18 protein-coding genes are annotated in these 18,092 nt (G+C 39.6%); 12 read left to right on the forward strand and 6 right to left on the reverse strand.

Annotation, left to right across the window (positions count from 1 at the left end; genetic code table 11):
• Positions 1-63 precede the first annotated feature (63 nt).
• From tpx to N7E81_RS19205, 4 genes are all read right to left on the reverse strand, one after another.
• Positions 64-564: a thiol peroxidase gene (gene tpx / locus N7E81_RS19190; RefSeq protein ID WP_263051213.1), complete on the reverse strand. Its 501-nt coding sequence runs from the start codon at positions 562-564 to the stop codon at positions 64-66.
• A 141-nt stretch (positions 565-705) separates the two neighbouring features.
• Positions 706-2,043: a M16 family metallopeptidase gene (locus N7E81_RS19195; protein ID WP_263051214.1), complete on the reverse strand. Its 1,338-nt coding sequence runs from the start codon at positions 2,041-2,043 to the stop codon at positions 706-708.
• Positions 2,044-2,047: 4 nt separating this feature from the next.
• Positions 2,048-3,421 (reverse strand): M16 family metallopeptidase, encoded by a 1,374-nt coding sequence (locus N7E81_RS19200; RefSeq protein WP_263051215.1) that lies wholly within the window; start codon positions 3,419-3,421, stop codon positions 2,048-2,050.
• Positions 3,422-3,659: 238 nt separating this feature from the next.
• On the reverse strand, positions 3,660-4,070 hold the full coding sequence (locus N7E81_RS19205; RefSeq protein WP_263051216.1) for a hypothetical protein: 411 nt from the start codon (positions 4,068-4,070) through the stop codon (positions 3,660-3,662).
• A gap of 99 nt (positions 4,071-4,169) precedes the next feature.
• Between N7E81_RS19205 and xerA the strand changes: the two genes are divergently transcribed.
• The 7 genes from xerA (at position 4,170) to N7E81_RS19240 (ending at position 10,500) form a co-directional block, all read left to right on the forward strand.
• Positions 4,170-5,348, forward strand: coding sequence for a site-specific tyrosine recombinase/integron integrase (xerA, locus tag N7E81_RS19210; protein ID WP_263051217.1), 1,179 nt, complete (start codon positions 4,170-4,172; stop codon positions 5,346-5,348).
• A gap of 37 nt (positions 5,349-5,385) precedes the next feature.
• A complete protein-coding gene (locus tag N7E81_RS19215; protein ID WP_263050244.1) occupies positions 5,386-6,003 on the forward strand; it encodes a hypothetical protein in 618 nt (205 codons plus the stop codon).
• Between the two features lie 230 nt (positions 6,004-6,233).
• Complete coding sequence (locus N7E81_RS19220; RefSeq protein ID WP_263051218.1) at positions 6,234-7,253, forward strand: hypothetical protein; 1,020 nt, start codon at positions 6,234-6,236, stop codon at positions 7,251-7,253.
• Between the two features lie 379 nt (positions 7,254-7,632).
• Complete coding sequence (locus N7E81_RS19225) at positions 7,633-8,250, forward strand: hypothetical protein (RefSeq protein ID WP_263050244.1); 618 nt, start codon at positions 7,633-7,635, stop codon at positions 8,248-8,250.
• 922 nt (positions 8,251-9,172) lie between these two features.
• The gene (locus N7E81_RS19230; RefSeq protein WP_263051219.1) at positions 9,173-9,463 is read left to right on the forward strand and encodes a hypothetical protein; all 291 of its coding nucleotides are present in this window, start codon (positions 9,173-9,175) and stop codon (positions 9,461-9,463) included.
• 9 nt (positions 9,464-9,472) lie between these two features.
• Complete coding sequence (locus N7E81_RS19235) at positions 9,473-9,904, forward strand: hypothetical protein (RefSeq protein WP_263051220.1); 432 nt, start codon at positions 9,473-9,475, stop codon at positions 9,902-9,904.
• 212 nt (positions 9,905-10,116) lie between these two features.
• Complete coding sequence (locus N7E81_RS19240; RefSeq protein WP_143520027.1) at positions 10,117-10,500, forward strand: hypothetical protein; 384 nt, start codon at positions 10,117-10,119, stop codon at positions 10,498-10,500.
• A gap of 272 nt (positions 10,501-10,772) precedes the next feature.
• Here the strand turns inward: N7E81_RS19240 and N7E81_RS19245 are convergent, their stop codons facing one another.
• A complete protein-coding gene (locus N7E81_RS19245) occupies positions 10,773-11,669 on the reverse strand; it encodes a hypothetical protein (protein WP_263049949.1) in 897 nt (298 codons plus the stop codon).
• Positions 11,670-11,938: 269 nt separating this feature from the next.
• Here N7E81_RS19245 and N7E81_RS19250 point away from each other — a divergent pair, with 269 nt between their 5' ends.
• The 3 genes from N7E81_RS19250 to N7E81_RS19260 all read left to right on the forward strand — a co-directional run bounded on the left by N7E81_RS19250 (position 11,939) and on the right by N7E81_RS19260 (position 14,783).
• Positions 11,939-13,135: a DUF4268 domain-containing protein gene (locus tag N7E81_RS19250; RefSeq protein WP_263051221.1), complete on the forward strand. Its 1,197-nt coding sequence runs from the start codon at positions 11,939-11,941 to the stop codon at positions 13,133-13,135.
• A 222-nt stretch (positions 13,136-13,357) separates the two neighbouring features.
• Complete coding sequence (locus tag N7E81_RS19255) at positions 13,358-14,140, forward strand: hypothetical protein (RefSeq protein WP_263051222.1); 783 nt, start codon at positions 13,358-13,360, stop codon at positions 14,138-14,140.
• Positions 14,141-14,249: 109 nt separating this feature from the next.
• Positions 14,250-14,783 (forward strand): hypothetical protein, encoded by a 534-nt coding sequence (locus N7E81_RS19260; protein ID WP_263051223.1) that lies wholly within the window; start codon positions 14,250-14,252, stop codon positions 14,781-14,783.
• A gap of 243 nt (positions 14,784-15,026) precedes the next feature.
• On the opposite strand, the gene N7E81_RS19265 is transcribed toward N7E81_RS19260, so the two are convergent.
• Positions 15,027-16,046, reverse strand: a complete 1,020-nt coding sequence (locus tag N7E81_RS19265; protein ID WP_263050246.1) for an IS110 family RNA-guided transposase — start codon at positions 16,044-16,046, stop codon at positions 15,027-15,029.
• A gap of 255 nt (positions 16,047-16,301) precedes the next feature.
• Between N7E81_RS19265 and N7E81_RS19270 the strand changes: the two genes are divergently transcribed.
• Both N7E81_RS19270 and N7E81_RS19275 read left to right on the forward strand, forming a co-directional pair.
• Positions 16,302-17,066 (forward strand): hypothetical protein, encoded by a 765-nt coding sequence (locus N7E81_RS19270; RefSeq protein ID WP_263051224.1) that lies wholly within the window; start codon positions 16,302-16,304, stop codon positions 17,064-17,066.
• A gap of 427 nt (positions 17,067-17,493) precedes the next feature.
• Positions 17,494-17,868 carry a hypothetical protein gene (locus N7E81_RS19275; RefSeq protein WP_263051225.1) on the forward strand — a complete coding sequence of 125 codons (375 nt, stop codon included), beginning with the start codon at positions 17,494-17,496 and terminating at the stop codon, positions 17,866-17,868.
• The last annotated feature ends 224 nt before the right edge of the window (positions 17,869-18,092 follow it).

The following is an 18,092-nucleotide window of genomic DNA, read 5'->3' on the forward strand; positions in this document are numbered from 1 at the left end:
ACCACTCCCAGTGTAACTTCCGTCCATGAAGATTACATCAGGAGTGGTATTGTATGAGTTGCTTTAAGACAAAGCAGCTAATGCTTTGTCAAAATCAGGGTCTTGCACGATCTCTGGCACTTGCTCTGAGTATATCACTTGATGATTTTCGTCTAAAATTACAATAGCTCTTGAGTGAAGATGCGCCATAGGACCATCGGCAATCGCTACACCATAGGCTTGCCCGAATCCACCCGTTGCAAAATCAGAAACTGTGTCTACACTATCGATCCCTTCTGCTCCGCAGAACCGCGCCTGAGCGAAAGGCAAATCTCTCGAAACACATAAAACTTTAGTATTGTCTAGTCCAGCAGCTTTCTCATTGAACGTACGCACAGATGCCGCACAGATGCCTGTATCTATACTTGGGAAGATATTCAAAATCACTCTTGAGCCTTTGAAATCAGCCAATGACACATGTGACAAGTCATTTTTGATCAAATCGAAATCTGGCGCTTGAGTGCCGTTAGCAGGCAAGTTGCCCACTGTATTTATAGGAGTACCTTTTAATGTGATAGAAGCCATTGTTCGTTAATTTTAGGATTTAAAAAAGTAAATATAAGTAGAGCAAAAAAGAGAACAGTCGTACATCTAGAAAAAGAATAAAGGACGCCCTACCTCCTGCCTAGTACCCAGGCTCCTATCTCCTTTCGTAGGTGTTTTCGTTTACTTTGTGCTTTCTACTTTGGCATCGGCAGGGACTTTGCTCGGCTGCAAAAAGTCCTCTTCACTCACCATATCTGCTTTGCCCAGATAGGTCCAACTGATGATATCCGAGTACTTGTCGATCACCCGATTGATATCCTCTAGCGTGACGGCATTTACCCTCTCGGTAAAGTTTTCGGCCATTTCCCAACCACCTTTGAGTTCGTTGGTCCCGAGGCTCTGCGACTGCGAATCCAGGGTCTCTTGCCCCATATAAAACTGTGTCAGGTACTTCTGTTTTTTATTTTTCAGTTCCTTCTCACTAAAACCTTCCTTTTTCAATTTCGAAATTTCATCCACCATCACTTGGATCGACTGCTTAGGATCTGTGGTAGAGATATAAATCAAGTTGAAGGGGTTGGTCACTTTGCCGTTGTCATAGTAGGCATAGGGCGCGTAGGACAGGCTTCGCTTGGTTCTTAGCTCCACGAAATACCGTTCGCTCAATATACTCATAGCGATCATCATGGCCGTGCCATCCTCAGATGCAAGGGTAGGTGCACTCATGATTCCCGCCATATAGTTGGTGGCTATGTCGCGATCCTTGATCTTGTTGGATATCTCCCCGAGCATGTTTCTATCTTCGACTGGTGGCATGGTTCCTTTTGGTAGTTTGGATAGCGAAGCAGCTATTTTCTTTTTCAAGGCGTTGACATCCAAATCCCCAACGATCACCAAAAAGCTCCTCTCCTTGCCTACGGTTTGGGTGTAGTATTTTTTCAAATCCTCCAAGCTCAACTGTGCCAAAGACTCGGCATGACCACTGGGATTTTTTTCATAATTTTTCCCTGCAAACACATTGGCCATAGCCGCCTGTATCAGGCTTTCATCTGGGTCGGATTCGTTTTGCTTGGCCTCAGCAATGAGCTGATCTTGGAGCAATTGGTACTGCTGCTCATCAAAAGCTGGGTGCAGTATAGTCTCTACGAACAATGTCCATGAAGCGTCCCAATTTTGCTTGACGCACTTCATGCTGATCTGCCCATAGTCGTAAGCGGTACCAGCACTGATGGTGGTTCCCATCTGCTCAAGTGCTGTAGAAAATGTCAGCTTGTCCATACTCGTAGTACCGCCAGTCACCGCCAAGCGAAAAGCAAAATCCTCGATACCACTCTGCTCCAGAGGATAGTTGGCCGTGCCTCCTTGCACAAAGAGCCTTGCACTTACGATTTGCTTAGGTACAGCTTTGTAAATCACCTTGAGGCCCTTTACGTCAAACTCCTGCGTCTGTGCGAAAACAGACATACCCCAGATCATACTGATGATTAACGCACAATTAATTTTTATTGATTTTTTCATGGTATTAGTTGTTTAGGTAGGTTTCTAATGAGTTGATTTTTAGATCCTCTTTCATCTGTGGCGACACCAATATACCTGTGACATGAGGCTGGTTTTTGATGTAAGTATTGACATATTTTTTAATATCCTCTCGAGTCACTTTGTTTAGATTTTCTACATAGCTGGTATAATAGTCTATACTGGCAGAAGCCCACCAGTACGTGACGGTATGGATAAACGCCGAAGTCTTCTCTTTGCTGTAGGCATCATCTATGGCAAGCATATTTTTGGCTGTAGCCAATTGCTCATCGGTAAAATAATCGTCCGAATCCCACCGATCTATTTCGGCTTGGAGTGCTGCATAGGCTTCGGTGATTTTTTCAGGATTGGGCACCATAAAGACATGAATAGGCCCTACGTATTTGTTGGTAGCGTAGCCTACGTTTACATTCATGGCCAGCCCGCTTTCCACTAGGTTTTGTTGTAGCTGCGACGATCGCTGCGACAAGATAAAACTAAATACATCGGCAGCATAGGTAGATGGGATGTCTTTGCGGGTATCAGGACCGTGGTAACGCATCAGTACGATGGGTGTTCTGGCATTTTCGTTTTCGGTGATGTAATAGGTCGTTTCTTTGAGTGGTGCAAATTCGGGAATGGGATACTTCTCAAACGGGTCGAAACCAGATGGCTGCCAGTCGCCAAATATGGCTTTGGCTTTGGCCAATACGTCCTCATGCTGCACATCGCCTGCTACCACTAATATGGAGTTGTTGGGGTGGTAATATTTGCCTTGCACTGTTTTCATCTTTTCGGTGGTGGCGGTCAGGATCACATCATGGTCGCCGATCACATTTTTGCGACTATATAGGTCGCCCCACATTTTTTTATCACTATCCTGAAGCAGGAAAAAAACGGGGTTTGACTCTGCCCGCTGAAATTCCCCATCTACCACGGGGTTTTCGTTTTTCATTTCCTGCTCGTCGAAGAGCGGGTAGCGAATAGCGGAGTTCATAAACGCCATACCTTGGGCTAGTTTCAAATTGCTCAAGGTCACAAAATAGTTGACCCGCTCGCCAGAAGTGGTGCCATTGAACACGATACCCAGTTCTTTGGTACGTTCTAGGAAAGCTTCCTGAGACGGCAAGTCTTTGTTGGCTTTGAAAAACATGTGCTCGTAGAGGTGCGACAAGCCATCGTACTCTGGGGATTCGGTATAGCCGCCATTACGCACGGTGATTTCGATGGTAGCCAGCGGCACGGTGTTGTCCTCTATGGTGAGGACCTGTAAGCCGTTGGTCAAGGTTTCGAAATGAAAGTTATCAGGGAGTTTTTGTTGTGCGATGATCGGCGCTGTTGCTAAAAACAAACCTAAGGTTAGGGATTTTAATTTTTTCATGGATTTTAGGTTTTATGATTTTGTTTAATACGTTTAGAGTCCCGCTGGTCGCAAGTGGCTAAACCTACCTAGAGCTTTACCCAATCAAGGTAAAGACTTATGCACGAAATAATGAATATATATACATGGGTGGATAATATCTGATTTTAATCTACCCTATAGCTATTCGAAAAATGTGAATAGCAGTCGTCCACCAAAGAGAGCCCATGAAATTGATGGCCGAGCAAGCATAAAAAGCTCAGCTTTTCCATGGATCAAATTTCCCTTTCATATGATCTTGGTACTGAATGATCAAAACTTTGGCGGTGAGCTGGCCGTCGGTTCGGGAGGGTTGCATTATTGGGGCAAACCCATACTCATATGAAAAATAATAAGGCACCGTTCCTTCTCGATAAATAGACGAAAAGTATTGGAATGAAAACCCGAGATCGAGCAGTCGCTCTCGACGTACAGTGGCCTTGCCTTCTGGGCAAAATTGCTTTAGGATGTTTCTGTTTTTTCTGAGCTGGCGGTTGACTGCCGCGATCACCCGTTCGTGTTTGCGTTTGTGCTGGTTGTGGTAGGTGGATCTGCAGTGGTCGTCGCAGTACTGCTTGTCCCAACGCCCCGTCAGGGCAGCTCCGCAACATTTACAATGTTGGTTTTCCATGTATTAGGTAGGTTTTGGTCTGTTAATAAATATACGTGTTTAAACGGAAATACACGTTTATAAACACGGCTATTGTTTTTTCATCAAGGTGATTTGCTTATGACTTCACAAACCAAATACCGACAAATCACTTTGAAGCATTTGCTTATCGCCAATAAGAAAATGATTGGCATTCAATTTTACCCTGACAAGGTGTTGCAGGCTATGGTTAAATCGCTCCCTGGTATCAAATGGAGTACACGGTATCAAATGGCTATTTTGCCAAACAACAGCCAGCATCTGACGAGAATTTTCAACACCTTCAAAGATGTGTGTGGAATCAATTGCCATTACTTTTTTTTCAACCGCCCAGTGAGCCATAGCAGCACTCCCTTGTCTGTGGATCAATTCAGGAAAAGACCAGTAAAAGGCAATTGGCGACACTGTCCTGATGACTTTTATCAAAAACTAGAAATCAGAAAATATGCCTTAAATACGGCTAGGAGCTACATTCATCTATTTGAGAGATTCATCAACTACTACCGAGAAGAGACTGATCTAATCAACATTCACGAATTCAAAATCAAGGCTTATTTGCAAACGCTCGTGCAGGCAGGCAAGTCCGATTCGTATATCAATCAATCGATCAATGCCATTAAATTTTACTATGAAGTAGTCAAAGAAATGCCTAACCGATTTTATGCTATTGAGCGTCCTATCAAGAAGGAAAGTTTGCCCAAGGTACTCAGCAGAGGCGAAGTACTCCAAATGATAGCCACCACGCCCAACCTCAAACATCGGTGCATCATTAGTCTACTCTACTCAGCAGGACTCAGGCGCGGGGAGCTACTCGACCTCAAAATAGAAGACATAGAAAGCCAGCGAGGCATGATAAAAGTAACAAATGGCAAAGGTGGAAAAGACCGGTACACGCTACTCAGTCAAAATACACTACAAGACCTGAGGGCGTACTACCGCACCTACCAGCCGAATACTTACCTATTCGAAGGCTCTGCAGGGGGGAAATATAGTGGCACGAGTATAGCAAAAATAGTGACCAGAGCGGCCAAAAAGGCCAAGATAAGATGGCGAGTGACCCCTCATGTACTTCGCCATTCGTTTGCCACTCACCTGCTCGAGGCGGGCACGGACATCCGCTACATTCAGCTCTTGCTGGGTCACAACTCCACAAAAACCACAGAAATTTACACGCACGTAGCCAATTCGAGTTTCAAACAAATAATTAATCCACTAGATTTGGATAAAAACACAATGGATATATCAACCACTAGTGTGTGATATCCGGATGTTACCACCCATGCGATAATTACTAAGTATGCAATTCAAATTAACTGAGGAAATTCTAAAACTTAGTGAATCCAAAATTTGGAATCAGGCTAAAAACGAATGGACTTTTGAATATGCATACTCTAGTGAAGAGCTTCAATCCTGCCTTTGCGGACATTATCCAATAAAAAACATCTGTGTTCTTAATAATTCCGAGAATAACAACACAACAGAAGTTGGTAACTGTTGCGTAAACAAATTTCTAGGTATTGAAGACGGGAATAAGATTTTCACTTCTATAAAGAGGCTAAAGGAAGATTTGACCAAATCAATGAGCTCAGAAGTATTGGAATTTTTGTTTAGCAAAAAAGTAGTTTCTGAATTTGAGTACAAGTTTTATTCTGACACAATTCGGAAAAGAAAACTCTCAACTAAGCAAGAAACTATAAGGGAAAGGATAAATCAGAAGCTGCTAGACTTTACGAGTGGCGAAGCGAACACACAATTCTCCAGAATTAATCTTGTCTTGAAATGGGCAGATCAGAATACTTGGTTTGATACAACTTTTGTGAAATCACTAAATGAGAGCTGTAAACGAAAAGGGAAATTAACTGACGCTCAAAAAGGATCTCTAGAAAAAATAATCTTTAAATGTAAAATTGAATAACGTGTGGTAACATTCTGTATCAAATCATGGCGGTTCAGCTGTGAAAGAAAGCTCTCAGCGTTCTGGAAACCCCGCCATATCTCAGATTAGCTCTATGGAATTAATAAAAGGGATAGACTGCGCGTCCCGGCCCAAATCAGAGATTTGGCTATCTTGTAGCCGAAACTTAAACTAAATCACACGCCACGATTGATACAGTGGCGTTATGTGGCATTACTGCAAACTCGCCAATGAAAAAGCTAATCGTAATTTTTGGACTAATCTCATGGACTGCTTCTTTCGCACAATTGAACGAAGAACTATGGAACTACTACCTGTATGAAAATCAACTGACTGATAATAAGGTGAAGCTGATTATCGTGGAACGTGGTGATATTGTCAACCTTCATATTCGACCAGATGGCAAAACTCAGCGGATTGTCCTTGCCAATTCTGACAAGTCCTTTTTCGGGGAGGATAAATTCTATTACTATGGCGACACCCTAGCTGAAGTTCTCGGTTACAGAAAGGAAAACCTTTACATCAACAAAGAATACAAATACACGGATGGATTTCTGGAGCAGGTAGATGTTTACAACAATAAACTTCTAACCAAAAAGTTCATCTATGGCACTTATACCAATGGCTGGATTAACTTCATCACTGAACACGTTATGAGAGGTTATCAGGAGGAACAGACATGGACAAAAAATGTCAAATATTATGAAGACGGTTTCATTAAGGCCATTGATTACAGAAGAGGTTTCAGCTACCATAGTAAGTTTTACGTCTACAACAAGGAGACGGAATTCATCGAAAAAGAAAAAATCAGAATATTTGAAAACAATCAGGAGACCGATTTCAGAGAAATACAAACCTCAACCTACGATAACGGTCTAACCAAATCCATAACTATTGACGGGTATACTCAAAATATTTCATATCAATTCTTTACCGATAACGAGTTTACAAATGCCTTAGATAGCTTGAATTTAGTTGAATCAGAAATCAAGAAATTTGAAGTCAAAAAAACAGACTTGAAAAAACAAATTGGAACGGAATATGAATTCATCACGAAAGAAATCATTTCAATTCATTCAGGCTACAAGCGAAAGATAAAGGAAGCATTTGAGAGTAGTGAAAAACTCCAAATTTTGACAGAAGCGGTTACTGAACTCAATAAATATGCTGCTATGGATGATAAGGAACTCAAAAAATTGAACCGAGAACTAAAAAAGAAATATGGAACCCAAAACGGATTCAACTGGTAACAAATATTTGGAAATCCCTCTTGGATGGGATGACCCAGAGGCCAAGTTACGCTTAACCTATGTGAGCAGCTTGCGAACAGTCAGACTTAACAAAATTGACTCGTCCAACCACGTATTTCCCGGGCCTGAATTTGAACTTCAATATGTCCATGAACTAATAGAAGCATTAATCAAGACGTATAACGAAAACAAAGCCACATAACAATTGCTATGAATGAATGGGGTTTCATCGGTCAAGAAATATTCGTGGGGATTGGAAAGTCCGCCACAAGTATTAAATTTAAATCAAGGCGTGGCTATGTGCGAGAGGAGAGGTTAGTGCTTTCTAATCCCCACTCATCATAGCTGGTCGTTACCACCCATGCGATAATTACTAAGTATGCAATTCAAATTAACTGAGGAAATTCTAAAACTTAGTGAATCCAAAATTTGGAATCAGGCTAAAAACGAATGGACTTTTGAATATGCATACTCTAGTGAAGAGCTTCAATCCTGCCTTTGCGGACATTATCCAATAAAAAACATCTGTGTTCTTAATAATTCCGAGAATAACAACACAACAGAAGTTGGTAACTGTTGCGTAAACAAATTTCTAGGTATTGAAGACGGGAATAAGATTTTCACTTCTATAAAGAGGCTAAAGGAAGATTTGACCAAATCAATGAGCTCAGAAGTATTGGAATTTTTGTTTAGCAAAAAAGTAGTTTCTGAATTTGAGTACAAGTTTTATTCTGACACAATTCGGAAAAGAAAACTCTCAACTAAGCAAGAAACTATAAGGGAAAGGATAAATCAGAAGCTGCTAGACTTTACGAGTGGCGAAGCGAACACACAATTCTCCAGAATTAATCTTGTCTTGAAATGGGCAGATCAGAATACTTGGTTTGATACAACTTTTGTGAAATCACTAAATGAGAGCTGTAAACGAAAAGGGAAATTAACTGACGCTCAAAAAGGATCTCTAGAAAAAATAATCTTTAAATGTAAAATTGAATAACGTGTGGTAACATTCTGTATCAAATCATGGCGGTTCAGCTGTGAAAGAAAGCTCTCAGCGTTCTGGAAACCCCGCCATATCTCAGATTAGCTCTATGGAATTAATAAAAGGGATAGACTGCGCGTCCCGGCCCAAATCAGAGATTTGGCTATCTTGTAGCCGAAACTTAAACTAAATCACACGCCACGATTGATACAGTGGCGTTGTCTTTCATTGCCTTTCTAAAAATCATAACTATACGCAGAGCCAAAGAAAACGGGGACTTTTGAGGGAATTCGATTGTTTTCAGCCAGTAGGTGAACGGTTTCATGCTTAAACGTTGGGAACGCAGGAAGCTTGCTTAAGTAGGTAGCGCAGGGGCGGAAGCAATGAAAATAGTGAAGCTGCAGGCTGAAAACCATTCCTCTGGCCAAAATCAGCACCTTTTTTTTTCGGCATTGGAGGATTTAGCGTTAAGAAATTCACTGACAGGAGCGGTTAAAAAAGAAACACTGTTTGAGGCCGAAGGGTTGGACGAGCGAAGGGTCGGTCGAGTTTGTTTCTTTTCAGCGGAAGGCAGCGAATTTTAGCTAAATGATCCACAGCCTTGATTTTTTGGTTACTTTTTTATCAAGAAAAAAGTATCGAGCACTATCGAACATCCCGGAACGGAACGAAAAAATAACGAAAAGACAACATGTTGTATGCTGTCATGCGCACAGACGGATCACCAGTGGTTTCTGGTAAACAGCTGATGTATAGCATGTGATTTTTACTTGCTCCACTAGCCAGCCAAGACGAGCTGCATTCTCGTTAGAGTAGAATCAGTCAGGCTGTCTTTGAAGGTCTGCTGTTGGGCTGACAAAGTAAAAATCACTAGCTTCGTCTACATCAATTACGAATCGCACGACACATACATGGTCGTTAGGTGCAATTACGAATTATGATAGTCACTGATAAAGAAGATAGATTTTGGTTTTTCCTTGAGGATGGAATAGACTTTTACATTGATGTGAACTGTAATGTATCAGCATTCGGATTCTCAATGCTAATAAAGTTGAATAAAGAAGAATCTGAGAGCTATAGAAAATCAGGACATGATTTTTTAAAAGAGCTAGCTCGTGATATTCAATATTATTCTCAATCCAAATATAAAGACCGACACACCTCGGGTGAAATCGGAAAAATTGCACATAATGCAATAATGGCTTTTAATAAAAAAAACAGACCCTAAAATTCATTAATGAGAGAGGAAATATTCAATGACATTAAAGAAGGAATTGAGCTTCAAAACGGAACTCATATACATTGGGACAGTCTGCTTACCGACTTAATCCCAAAATCAGAATCTCATAATATAACAGGAAATTATCTATCTATGAGTTTTGGAGTTGTTGAAATTGCTAAAGGATTAAAAATAAAACTTACAGCTACCTACTCACCGTTTGAAAACAAGACCCTTGATTATCTCAAAGGAAGTGTCAAAGATGAAAAAGAAGCATTAGACTTGATATCTCAGCTAAAAAAATATTTAGGAAACCCTGATAGTGATGAAATTGGTGAGTGGGGTATTTGGACTCATTGGGAAAATGAAAAACATAAAATAGGAATCAGAACACGAGACCATCATGGAGGTAGTTGGTTCGAATATTATATAGAATTAAAAAGCACCTAACACGGTATATAGCAAATAGGGAGCCTAGTGGCTTACGAAAGTTCAGTACTATTTACAAACACCGCCAAATCGTTGATTTGGCTTTTAAAATGAATAAGATAAAAACAAAATACAACGATTTGGCTCAGTGCAAACTTGAAAGATTATCGCTTTCTACTGCCCTACTTGCCATATACTAAACGTTAGAGCCCATCAGAGCAACTCGTAAGGTCATGAGGATAATCAAACTTTTAGCCGTTTTATTTTCTATTGGTATCATCGGTTACCTTGGATATGTTGCATACTTCGTATTTAGTCCTGAAATTGAGAACTTCAAGAACAGAACCGAATTCAACTCCGAACTTTGGAAGAACTGGGAAGATACGGAAGCAAGCGCCTCTTTAAGATGGGACATGACTCATAGCCTAACCACGAACTTCGAACTCATTGGAATGTCAAGCGAACAGGTAATTGAACTTCTTGGTCAACCCTCGGGTAGGAGCAATTCTGAACTAAGATACTATCTGGGAATGTCAAGACATTGGATAGACACTGGATCATTAGTATTGGAACTTGAAGAAGGCAAGGTGGTCAACTACAGAATCTGGCACGGTTAAACTCCAACGAACGAATAAGCAAGACGAAAATAAACGGGCTCTAACATAGCGTGATAGCGAATGCCCATGCTGCGTGACCAATGGTGTGCGGGAAACAGCACCGCCGCGCCGCTCAGGAATCAATAGAATACCGAGGAATGGTCATTCGTGACTCAAGCTGTCTCGATCAACAGGAATGGCTAAATAGACTTTTGTAGTTTGTCGCGATTCGGCTACTTTAGTGCTTTATCAAACCGTGTGGGCACATCGCCATACGCGGACGTTATCTTCCACTAATCTTCTAAATTTAATTGCTCGGCTCGGAGTATTCTTTTATGAACTTTAGTGACTTTGTATTCCTTGTTTTCGTACGTCCCTGCAAACTCATTGTATACTTGTTTTATGGCTAAGTCACAAACAAGAATATCCCCATTAGAGAAACTCATACTGCCTTTAACGACTTTTATCAAGTAGTCATTATCCTCTATTTCAGCATTAATCTTAATCCCCTTGTAATAAAATTGCCACTTAAACCCTTTTGAAAAGACCACTTTGAATATATTCAAGTTAGCAAATTCGATAAGTTTATACTTTTCTCTTTCAATCCCTTCCGTATCCTCAAACAAATTGTCTTTCACGTCGAAATACTCAAACTCATTTTTTAGTATAGAAGATAACTCCTCATTCGAACTATCTAATAACTGAATACTTTCAACATCATCATCTTTATCTACTTTGTCAAATACATTTTTCAACTCAGACTGTATGTTAGGATTGCTTTTAATTGCGCTATAAATAGAACTATCAATCACAAAAACATCACCTTTAACGTTATAAATATTAGTTGTATTATTTTCTCCTATCTCCTCTTTAGAAGATTTCTTCCCTTTTAGATGCTTATAGAGCTCTATAATTACCACAACAGACCCAGCAATACCTCCTACATTATTTAGAATATCTTGCCCTGAGGTAATCAAATTTGTTACCTGTTTAAAATCTATAAACAGTTCAATTGGAAAGCTAGCAGGTGGTAATGCTCGTAGTTTTATTTTAAGGTCATAGTCTGGAGCTAAGCTGTTCTTAACTTCACGTATGAACTCAGCAAAATGTAATTGGCTGGTATACAGGGTATCAAAATCAATATATTCTAAATCACCCCTGTATTTGAATGTGAACTTTTCTGCTTCCATTAGGTTAATCAGGTTTCTCATCGCAATATATTATTTAATTAAGCATAATCTAAAAAAAGGAAGATAACATGGTGTATAAGAGTCATGCTATGTAGATTGTTGAGTGAGTTTTTCTGCTTTCTGGAAGCACCGCCATATCTCAGATGTGATCTATTTGAATCAAAAATTGTATAGACCAAATCAGAGATTTGGCTATTTTGAATCCGAAGCATTATCTTCACCAAAACGCACGATCTATACACAGGCGTTATGGGTAACAGAATTGTAATATGAAGAAAACTGCTTATGGAACTCCATTCCTTATCAATAATCAGAACGAAAGAGTTCCATTAGAAAAAGAAGCTGCAATTGATGAACTGTCAATTCAAACCTTGATCTTCGAAGAGCCCGACTGCCTTCCAATAAGTGATATTGACGAATCCTATAATCCTGTCATTCCTGTATGTACGGAACTTAACACTCCTGTTGGCCCCTTGGATGTACTCTTAGTATCTCCCAACGGTGAGATAACAATTGTAGAAACGAAGCTGTGGAGAAACCCAGAAGCCAGACGGAAAGTTGTAGCCCAAGTTCTGGATTATGCTAAGGAACTTTCCAACTGGTCTTACGAAGACCTTCAAAGAGAAATAAACCGAAAATTAGGCACAAAAGGCAATACTCTTTATGAATTGGCAAAATCTAAAGACCCAAATTTGACTCCATCTGAACCCGATTTTATTGATTCAGTGAGTCGAAATTTATCAAGAGGGAAATTTTTGCTTCTTATAGCTGGAGATGGTGTACGTGAAGGCGCAAAAGGTATTGCTGAATTTCTCTCGAACGCTGGTCATTTGAATTTCACATTTGCGATGGTCGAACTCAGTATTTTTAAGGCTAAGGGTTTAGGTACGTTGATTTTACCAAAAACCTTGGTAAAAACTATCGAACTTTCAAAGTTGACAGTTGAAATACCCAAAGGGCTAATATTGGCACAAAATGATGATTTTGATGACAGATCAACAGATCCTGTTGTAATTGACTCTAAAAAGGAAATAGAGCGGAATTTCTACATTAAGTTCTGGAACGAGTTGATATCGCAGTTATCATTTGACGATCCAGGGCAACCAATGCCGAATCCTGCAAAAGGAACGAACCTTTACGTATATCCAGCACAATCAAAAAAAGCATGGATAAGTGCCTACTTCTCCAAAAGCCAACAAAAGGTTGGTGTCTATTTCAGAGTTTCAGGAGATGCTGAAGGAAAGGCAATTTTGGATTCTTTAGAAGATTCTAAAGAGGATATTAGAAAGGAACTTGGTGAACAAATACGGTTTAACTGGGATGGTGATTTTAACGCAGAAATAGCAATATCAATTAACGATGTATTCAGTGACTCCAACAGAGAAGAAATAAAGGACTTTTACAAGAACTGGCTAAACCAATTTGTAAATGTTTTTAGACCAAGAATCAAAAGAAACGGATTTTGAAATTGAAAATACCCATAACATGCTGTGATGAAATCATGCTTGGACAGTGTAAGAAGATGCTTTTCTGCATTATGGAAGCCCCGCCAATTCTGCGAATTGGCCTATTGAGAAATTAAAAAAGTAATAGCCCACTTCGCAGAGTTGGCTATTTAGTAGACGAAACATTATCTTCACCAAAACGCACGATTCATACAGAGTCGTTAGCGGTAAAAGAACAATCATATGCACCCTTTAGATCGAATTGCAATTAATGCTCAAAAGAAAGAAGAATCATATTTTGATGAATTGGCAGATTCACAGGAGTTCTATTCATTAAAAGCTGCATGTGACACCGAAGAAACTGGACCTAATTATCCTCAAATAAAAGATATTACTGGTGGCAACTGGGATATAAAAGATCCTAAATCGATGTACAATCAATTCACGTTTTATTCGACACCTACAGATACCGCCCCAGATTTCGGAGTTTTTAATTTGTATGGCAGTTCAAAATTCACTGATTTAGTTAGTAATGGAGTCTTAGGAACATTTAGCCTGATTATTTCAGAAAAATTTAAGAATATCCTTGAGGATTTCGAGTTAGGTAACCATTGGTTTTTTCCAGTTTACTTAAATCATAAATCCGAGACGATGAAGTATTTTGTTCTCCACTTAAAAAATGATTTGAGCGATAGGGTTATTTATGAACAATCTATCTTCTATACCCAAGAAGGGCTCATTGGAAAAAACAAAAAAGATATAACTTTTGACAGTGAAGAGCATTACCAGAAATATAGGGAAGAACTAAAGAATCAATCCCCAAACAGTCTTTTACCAAAAACAAGTATTAAGGCTAAGAAAATAGTTATTGACAATTCTATAAATATTGATGTAGTAACTTCAAAGAGAACAGGAATAGATATATTCATATCAAGTAAATTGGCTAACAAAATTCTGGAAAGTCGCCTAACAGGAATCGATGTGAAGAAGACCAAAAAGCTACATAAGAATACCGCTAACAAATGATAAGCTCAATGAAGCAAACTGAGCTATAAGGAAATTTCAGTGCGAAACAGTAAATATAGAATCAATTTAAAAGGATGTGCTCACTGAGCTTATCTGATCGTTGTATGCCATGAGCGATAATCCTATGAACACAGAATATCAAGAATTCCGAACTCGCTTCATCAAAGGATCTGCATGGATGATAATATTCTACGCTGGACTGCTAACAGCCTTTTCCTTGTTCATTATGTACTTATTGCCCAACATTTGGGTAATTCTGATAATGCTAATTCCTGCTTCTCTTCTTCCTTTTGTAATAATTTTCCTCAAATCCTATAAGGTTCGTTTCGGAACAGACTTTATTGAGACCAAAAACTTATTTCGAACCAAGAGACTTAACCTTAAAGAAATTAAAAAATTCGGCATCTATATCCGTGGCAATCGAGCTGGCCCAACCAAACTAACTAGTGAATTCAATATGGGTGATGTGAACGATGACGATTTGCTTTTTCATAACGTTTATCTAACCACGAACGAAGAATTCGACTTGTGGAACATGCGACCTAAAAAGCATCTAAAATTCCCTTATCGCAAAGAACTTTATAGCATAGTTAAGGAGAAAATGGCAACTCAATCAAAAAAGACGGCATACAACATGGTGTAGGCACGAATGCCCTTGCGAGCTTTCCGAACCAATGCCAGAATCAGCACCACCGCTCCTCGCGGAATCTCTAGAATACCGATAACGCATTCGTGGTTTCCTTGGCGGTCTAAATCAAACGTAATGGCTAAACAGACTTTTGTGGTTGTGCGCGGATCGGCTATCTTTCTGCTTTAATCAAGCCGTGAGGGCACATCGTCCTACACAGGCGATATCTATGGTAAAAACAAGCGTATTGGTCTTTTTTTAATCCAATTTCTCTTGATAAGGAGTTCCTCTTTTTACTACGGCGACTACTCTATGGAGTAGTTTGTTTCTCACTGCATTGAGTGCACTCATTTTACTTTTCCCTTCTTCGGTTTTCCGAAGGTAATATCCTCGAAGTTCTTTGTGACATTTGATGGCATTCATCGCACACATGTGTAGATGAAATTTGAGTTGTTTGTTGGCAAAACTTGATGTGCCTGGACTGGCAAATATGCTGGTTCCACTACTGTATTCGAAAGGAGCTACACCGCAATAACAAGCCAGCTTTCGGTTGTCCAACATGCGAGTAAATCCTTCTGTATAAACGATCAGATCCACGGCCAAAACCTTGCCTACACTTTTCACCGAAGTGACCAATTCGTAGAGGGCCTTTAAGTGTTTATCTATCTGAATCAATTCGTCCATTTTGGCTTCAACTTTATCTAAAGATTTTTTTAACCCACTGATAGCTGACCTACTGATTCTTTCGATTTCACGTCCTGCTTTTGGGTCTACTTTGGTCAACTCATCTACAGCAATTTGCTGACTGTGTAAACTTTTTTGAAGCCTCATTCTGGTTTTCATTAGATCTTTGAGGCGGTTTAAGGTAGGATGTGAGAGTTTGACCAGTTTGGCATCACGTTGATGATCAAAAGCAAAATTGGCAATTCTTTCAGCGTCGATTTTGTCTGACTTACCCCTGATTAGTCCCATACTTCTTTTGATGTGCAGGGAGGATTCCAGCCAAACTTTGCATCCTCTTTTGAGCAAATACTTGACAATGTTTCTGGTATAGATACCGGTATGTTCCATGCAGAAAAGGATGTCCTCACCACAGTCATTGCCATGTTGTTTAAGCCATCTTTTCATTTTCTGGAAGCCTTCGCTATCATTACTAAACAAGCCATTGTTGCACTTCATCGATGAGCTGTTAATCAAAGCCACATCAATACTCATTTTGCTAATGTCTATACCCACGATATGTGGGTAGAAGATTTGTTTAGGGGTGGTATTTTCCATAATTTCAATATTAAGTTCAAAACCTTGATGTTAGGGCATCTCGACGGATCGGGATCCCTGAATATCTATCTGAACATTTAACAATGGAAAGCAAGCCCTGAATCGCCCGATAAGTCTGGGTAACTTGGTTAGCGCGTAGTTCTGGCTTGCTTTCTTTTACTATTAAAAGTAAAACCTTTATTTCTTTGATTAATTATAGACAGGAAAGCTAAAGGTTAGCGATAATTAGGCAAGAAGAAATACTGAAAATACTTAATGTCAAATTCATATGAGACTTTTATTGAATTAGTAGCTCCATTCTTTGAGCATAATGGATTTCAATATTACACCCCAAAAGGCGTAATGTGGAATGCTGAATTGATGACAAAAGAATGGAGAAAGAACAGAAATTGGAAATCACAGGCTGATTTACAAACACCTGGTTACGAATGGTATAGCTATGATGTTAGATTTGACAGCTTTGAATCGGGTATATTTCTTAAAGAAGGCAACCATTTCACGCAGTACATAAAATTACAACCCTCAACAAAGAAAACAACAGTTCTAATTTTCGGTATAGACGTTCCAGTGATAAATGATTTTCTAAATAGGTTAACTGATAAAGTTGGAAAAATTGAGAGAAAATTCGCCCCCTTCTCTACTGTTTATATTGATACACATTATGGCTTTCCCTCTGAATCTACAATTGGAGATTGGTACTTAGGTTATTCAAGTCAAAAAAAATCTAATGAATCATACGACAAACTAAAAGCTCATTATGAAGGACTGGTATCTGCTTTTTTTGAACAAACTAATAGTATTCAAGGTCTCTGCATTTGGTTGAAAGAAATCGACTATTACGGTTTTGACAAGAAAATATCAAACAGCAAGGAAGAAAAGTTGCTAATTGACCTCTATCTTAACTACCCCAACCTCGGAGAGATAAAATCTAAGATTGGACAGAGTAGAAATGAACAAATCAAAGATAACCTTAAAAAACTACTTAGAAATGGCACTGATTTCCTTGAAAAATATCGCTAACAAATGCTATGAATGAATGGGGTTTTATCGGTCAGGATACTTTGGTGGGGATTGGAAAGTCCGCCACAAGTCTTAAATTTAAATCAAGGCCGAGCCGCGTAGGCGTGGCTATGTGCGAGTCGAGCGGTTAATGCTTTCTAATCCCCACTCATCATAGCTGGTCGTTAGGCTCAATTGCGGCATGAACAAAATCCTCCTTCTCGTATTATCAATTTGTACATTCAGTTGTTCGAGCTCACGAACGAATTCATTATTGAACAACCCTACAATCAACCACAATTTTACGCCAGAAGAAATCACAGATCTTACAACAATTATGGACTTCTTTGAAAGTCAAATCTGTCTGACATCATCAACATCAATTGACAACTGTTATGACCTCTATCTGAATAAGCTTAAAGAATCGATCAGGAACAATAATATTAAGTTGAACATATCATACCCAAAACAAACGACCGAACTCTATGATAATATTTCATCGTCAACATTTCAAGAACTGTGGGGATTTGGTGAACTAAGTACATTTGATGTTCAGTCGAATAGCCGAGTGAAGTACAAGGATATAGGTCTCAATTATCAGAGCAAGTACGTTGACTTTCTAAAGGAACTTAGCCGAGAATACCCTGTGATCAATAATTACTATGAATCCTTTGTAGAAGCAGGTGATATCTCTCCTGCAATGATTTCAATAGTAACCAAGCATCAATCTTTTGAACTTTCAGACGTTAGGATAAGATTAGTAATTGCTGTGCACTGTCTAACAATGAATGACAAGTACGAACGACGAGAAAGGATAAACTGAGCCTAACATGGCGTATAGATGCATGTGCGAACTGAGCATTTAGCCAGCTTCGGCGGAACAAGCCCGTGCATCTGCCGTGGCAATTACTTCTCTGCTTATAGTGAAGTCAGTTCGCCGCACCGGAAGATCGGCGGAACGCAGCTCTCACCGATTCGCTAGTAGGTTCGGCAGATTTTCACTACTTTGGCTGTATTATCAAACGACACGCACACGCACCATACGCA

Source organism: Reichenbachiella carrageenanivorans, assembly GCF_025639805.1.
GTDB classification, from domain to species: Bacteria; Bacteroidota; Bacteroidia; order Cytophagales; family Cyclobacteriaceae; genus Reichenbachiella; species Reichenbachiella carrageenanivorans.

Coding starts and splice junctions, on each gene's coding strand:
- N7E81_RS19225 (WP_263050244.1), top strand. CDS start 7,633: ATGCAATTCAAATTAACTGAGGAAATTCTAAAACTTAGTGAATCCAAA.
- N7E81_RS19270 (WP_263051224.1), top strand. CDS start 16,302: ATGTCAAATTCATATGAGACTTTTATTGAATTAGTAGCTCCATTCTTT.
- N7E81_RS19240 (WP_143520027.1), top strand. CDS start 10,117: ATGAGGATAATCAAACTTTTAGCCGTTTTATTTTCTATTGGTATCATC.
- N7E81_RS19255 (WP_263051222.1), top strand. CDS start 13,358: ATGCACCCTTTAGATCGAATTGCAATTAATGCTCAAAAGAAAGAAGAA.
- N7E81_RS19205 (WP_263051216.1), bottom strand. CDS start 4,070: ATGGAAAACCAACATTGTAAATGTTGCGGAGCTGCCCTGACGGGGCGT.
- N7E81_RS19230 (WP_263051219.1), top strand. CDS start 9,173: ATGATAGTCACTGATAAAGAAGATAGATTTTGGTTTTTCCTTGAGGAT.
- N7E81_RS19200 (WP_263051215.1), bottom strand. CDS start 3,421: ATGAAAAAATTAAAATCCCTAACCTTAGGTTTGTTTTTAGCAACAGCG.
- N7E81_RS19250 (WP_263051221.1), top strand. CDS start 11,939: ATGAAGAAAACTGCTTATGGAACTCCATTCCTTATCAATAATCAGAAC.
- N7E81_RS19220 (WP_263051218.1), top strand. CDS start 6,234: ATGAAAAAGCTAATCGTAATTTTTGGACTAATCTCATGGACTGCTTCT.
- N7E81_RS19195 (WP_263051214.1), bottom strand. CDS start 2,043: ATGAAAAAATCAATAAAAATTAATTGTGCGTTAATCATCAGTATGATC.
- tpx (WP_263051213.1), bottom strand. CDS start 564: ATGGCTTCTATCACATTAAAAGGTACTCCTATAAATACAGTGGGCAAC.
- N7E81_RS19265 (WP_263050246.1), bottom strand. CDS start 16,046: ATGGAAAATACCACCCCTAAACAAATCTTCTACCCACATATCGTGGGT.
- N7E81_RS19260 (WP_263051223.1), top strand. CDS start 14,250: ATGAGCGATAATCCTATGAACACAGAATATCAAGAATTCCGAACTCGC.
- xerA (WP_263051217.1), top strand. CDS start 4,170: ATGACTTCACAAACCAAATACCGACAAATCACTTTGAAGCATTTGCTT.
- N7E81_RS19215 (WP_263050244.1), top strand. CDS start 5,386: ATGCAATTCAAATTAACTGAGGAAATTCTAAAACTTAGTGAATCCAAA.
- N7E81_RS19245 (WP_263049949.1), bottom strand. CDS start 11,669: ATGGAAGCAGAAAAGTTCACATTCAAATACAGGGGTGATTTAGAATAT.
- N7E81_RS19235 (WP_263051220.1), top strand. CDS start 9,473: ATGAGAGAGGAAATATTCAATGACATTAAAGAAGGAATTGAGCTTCAA.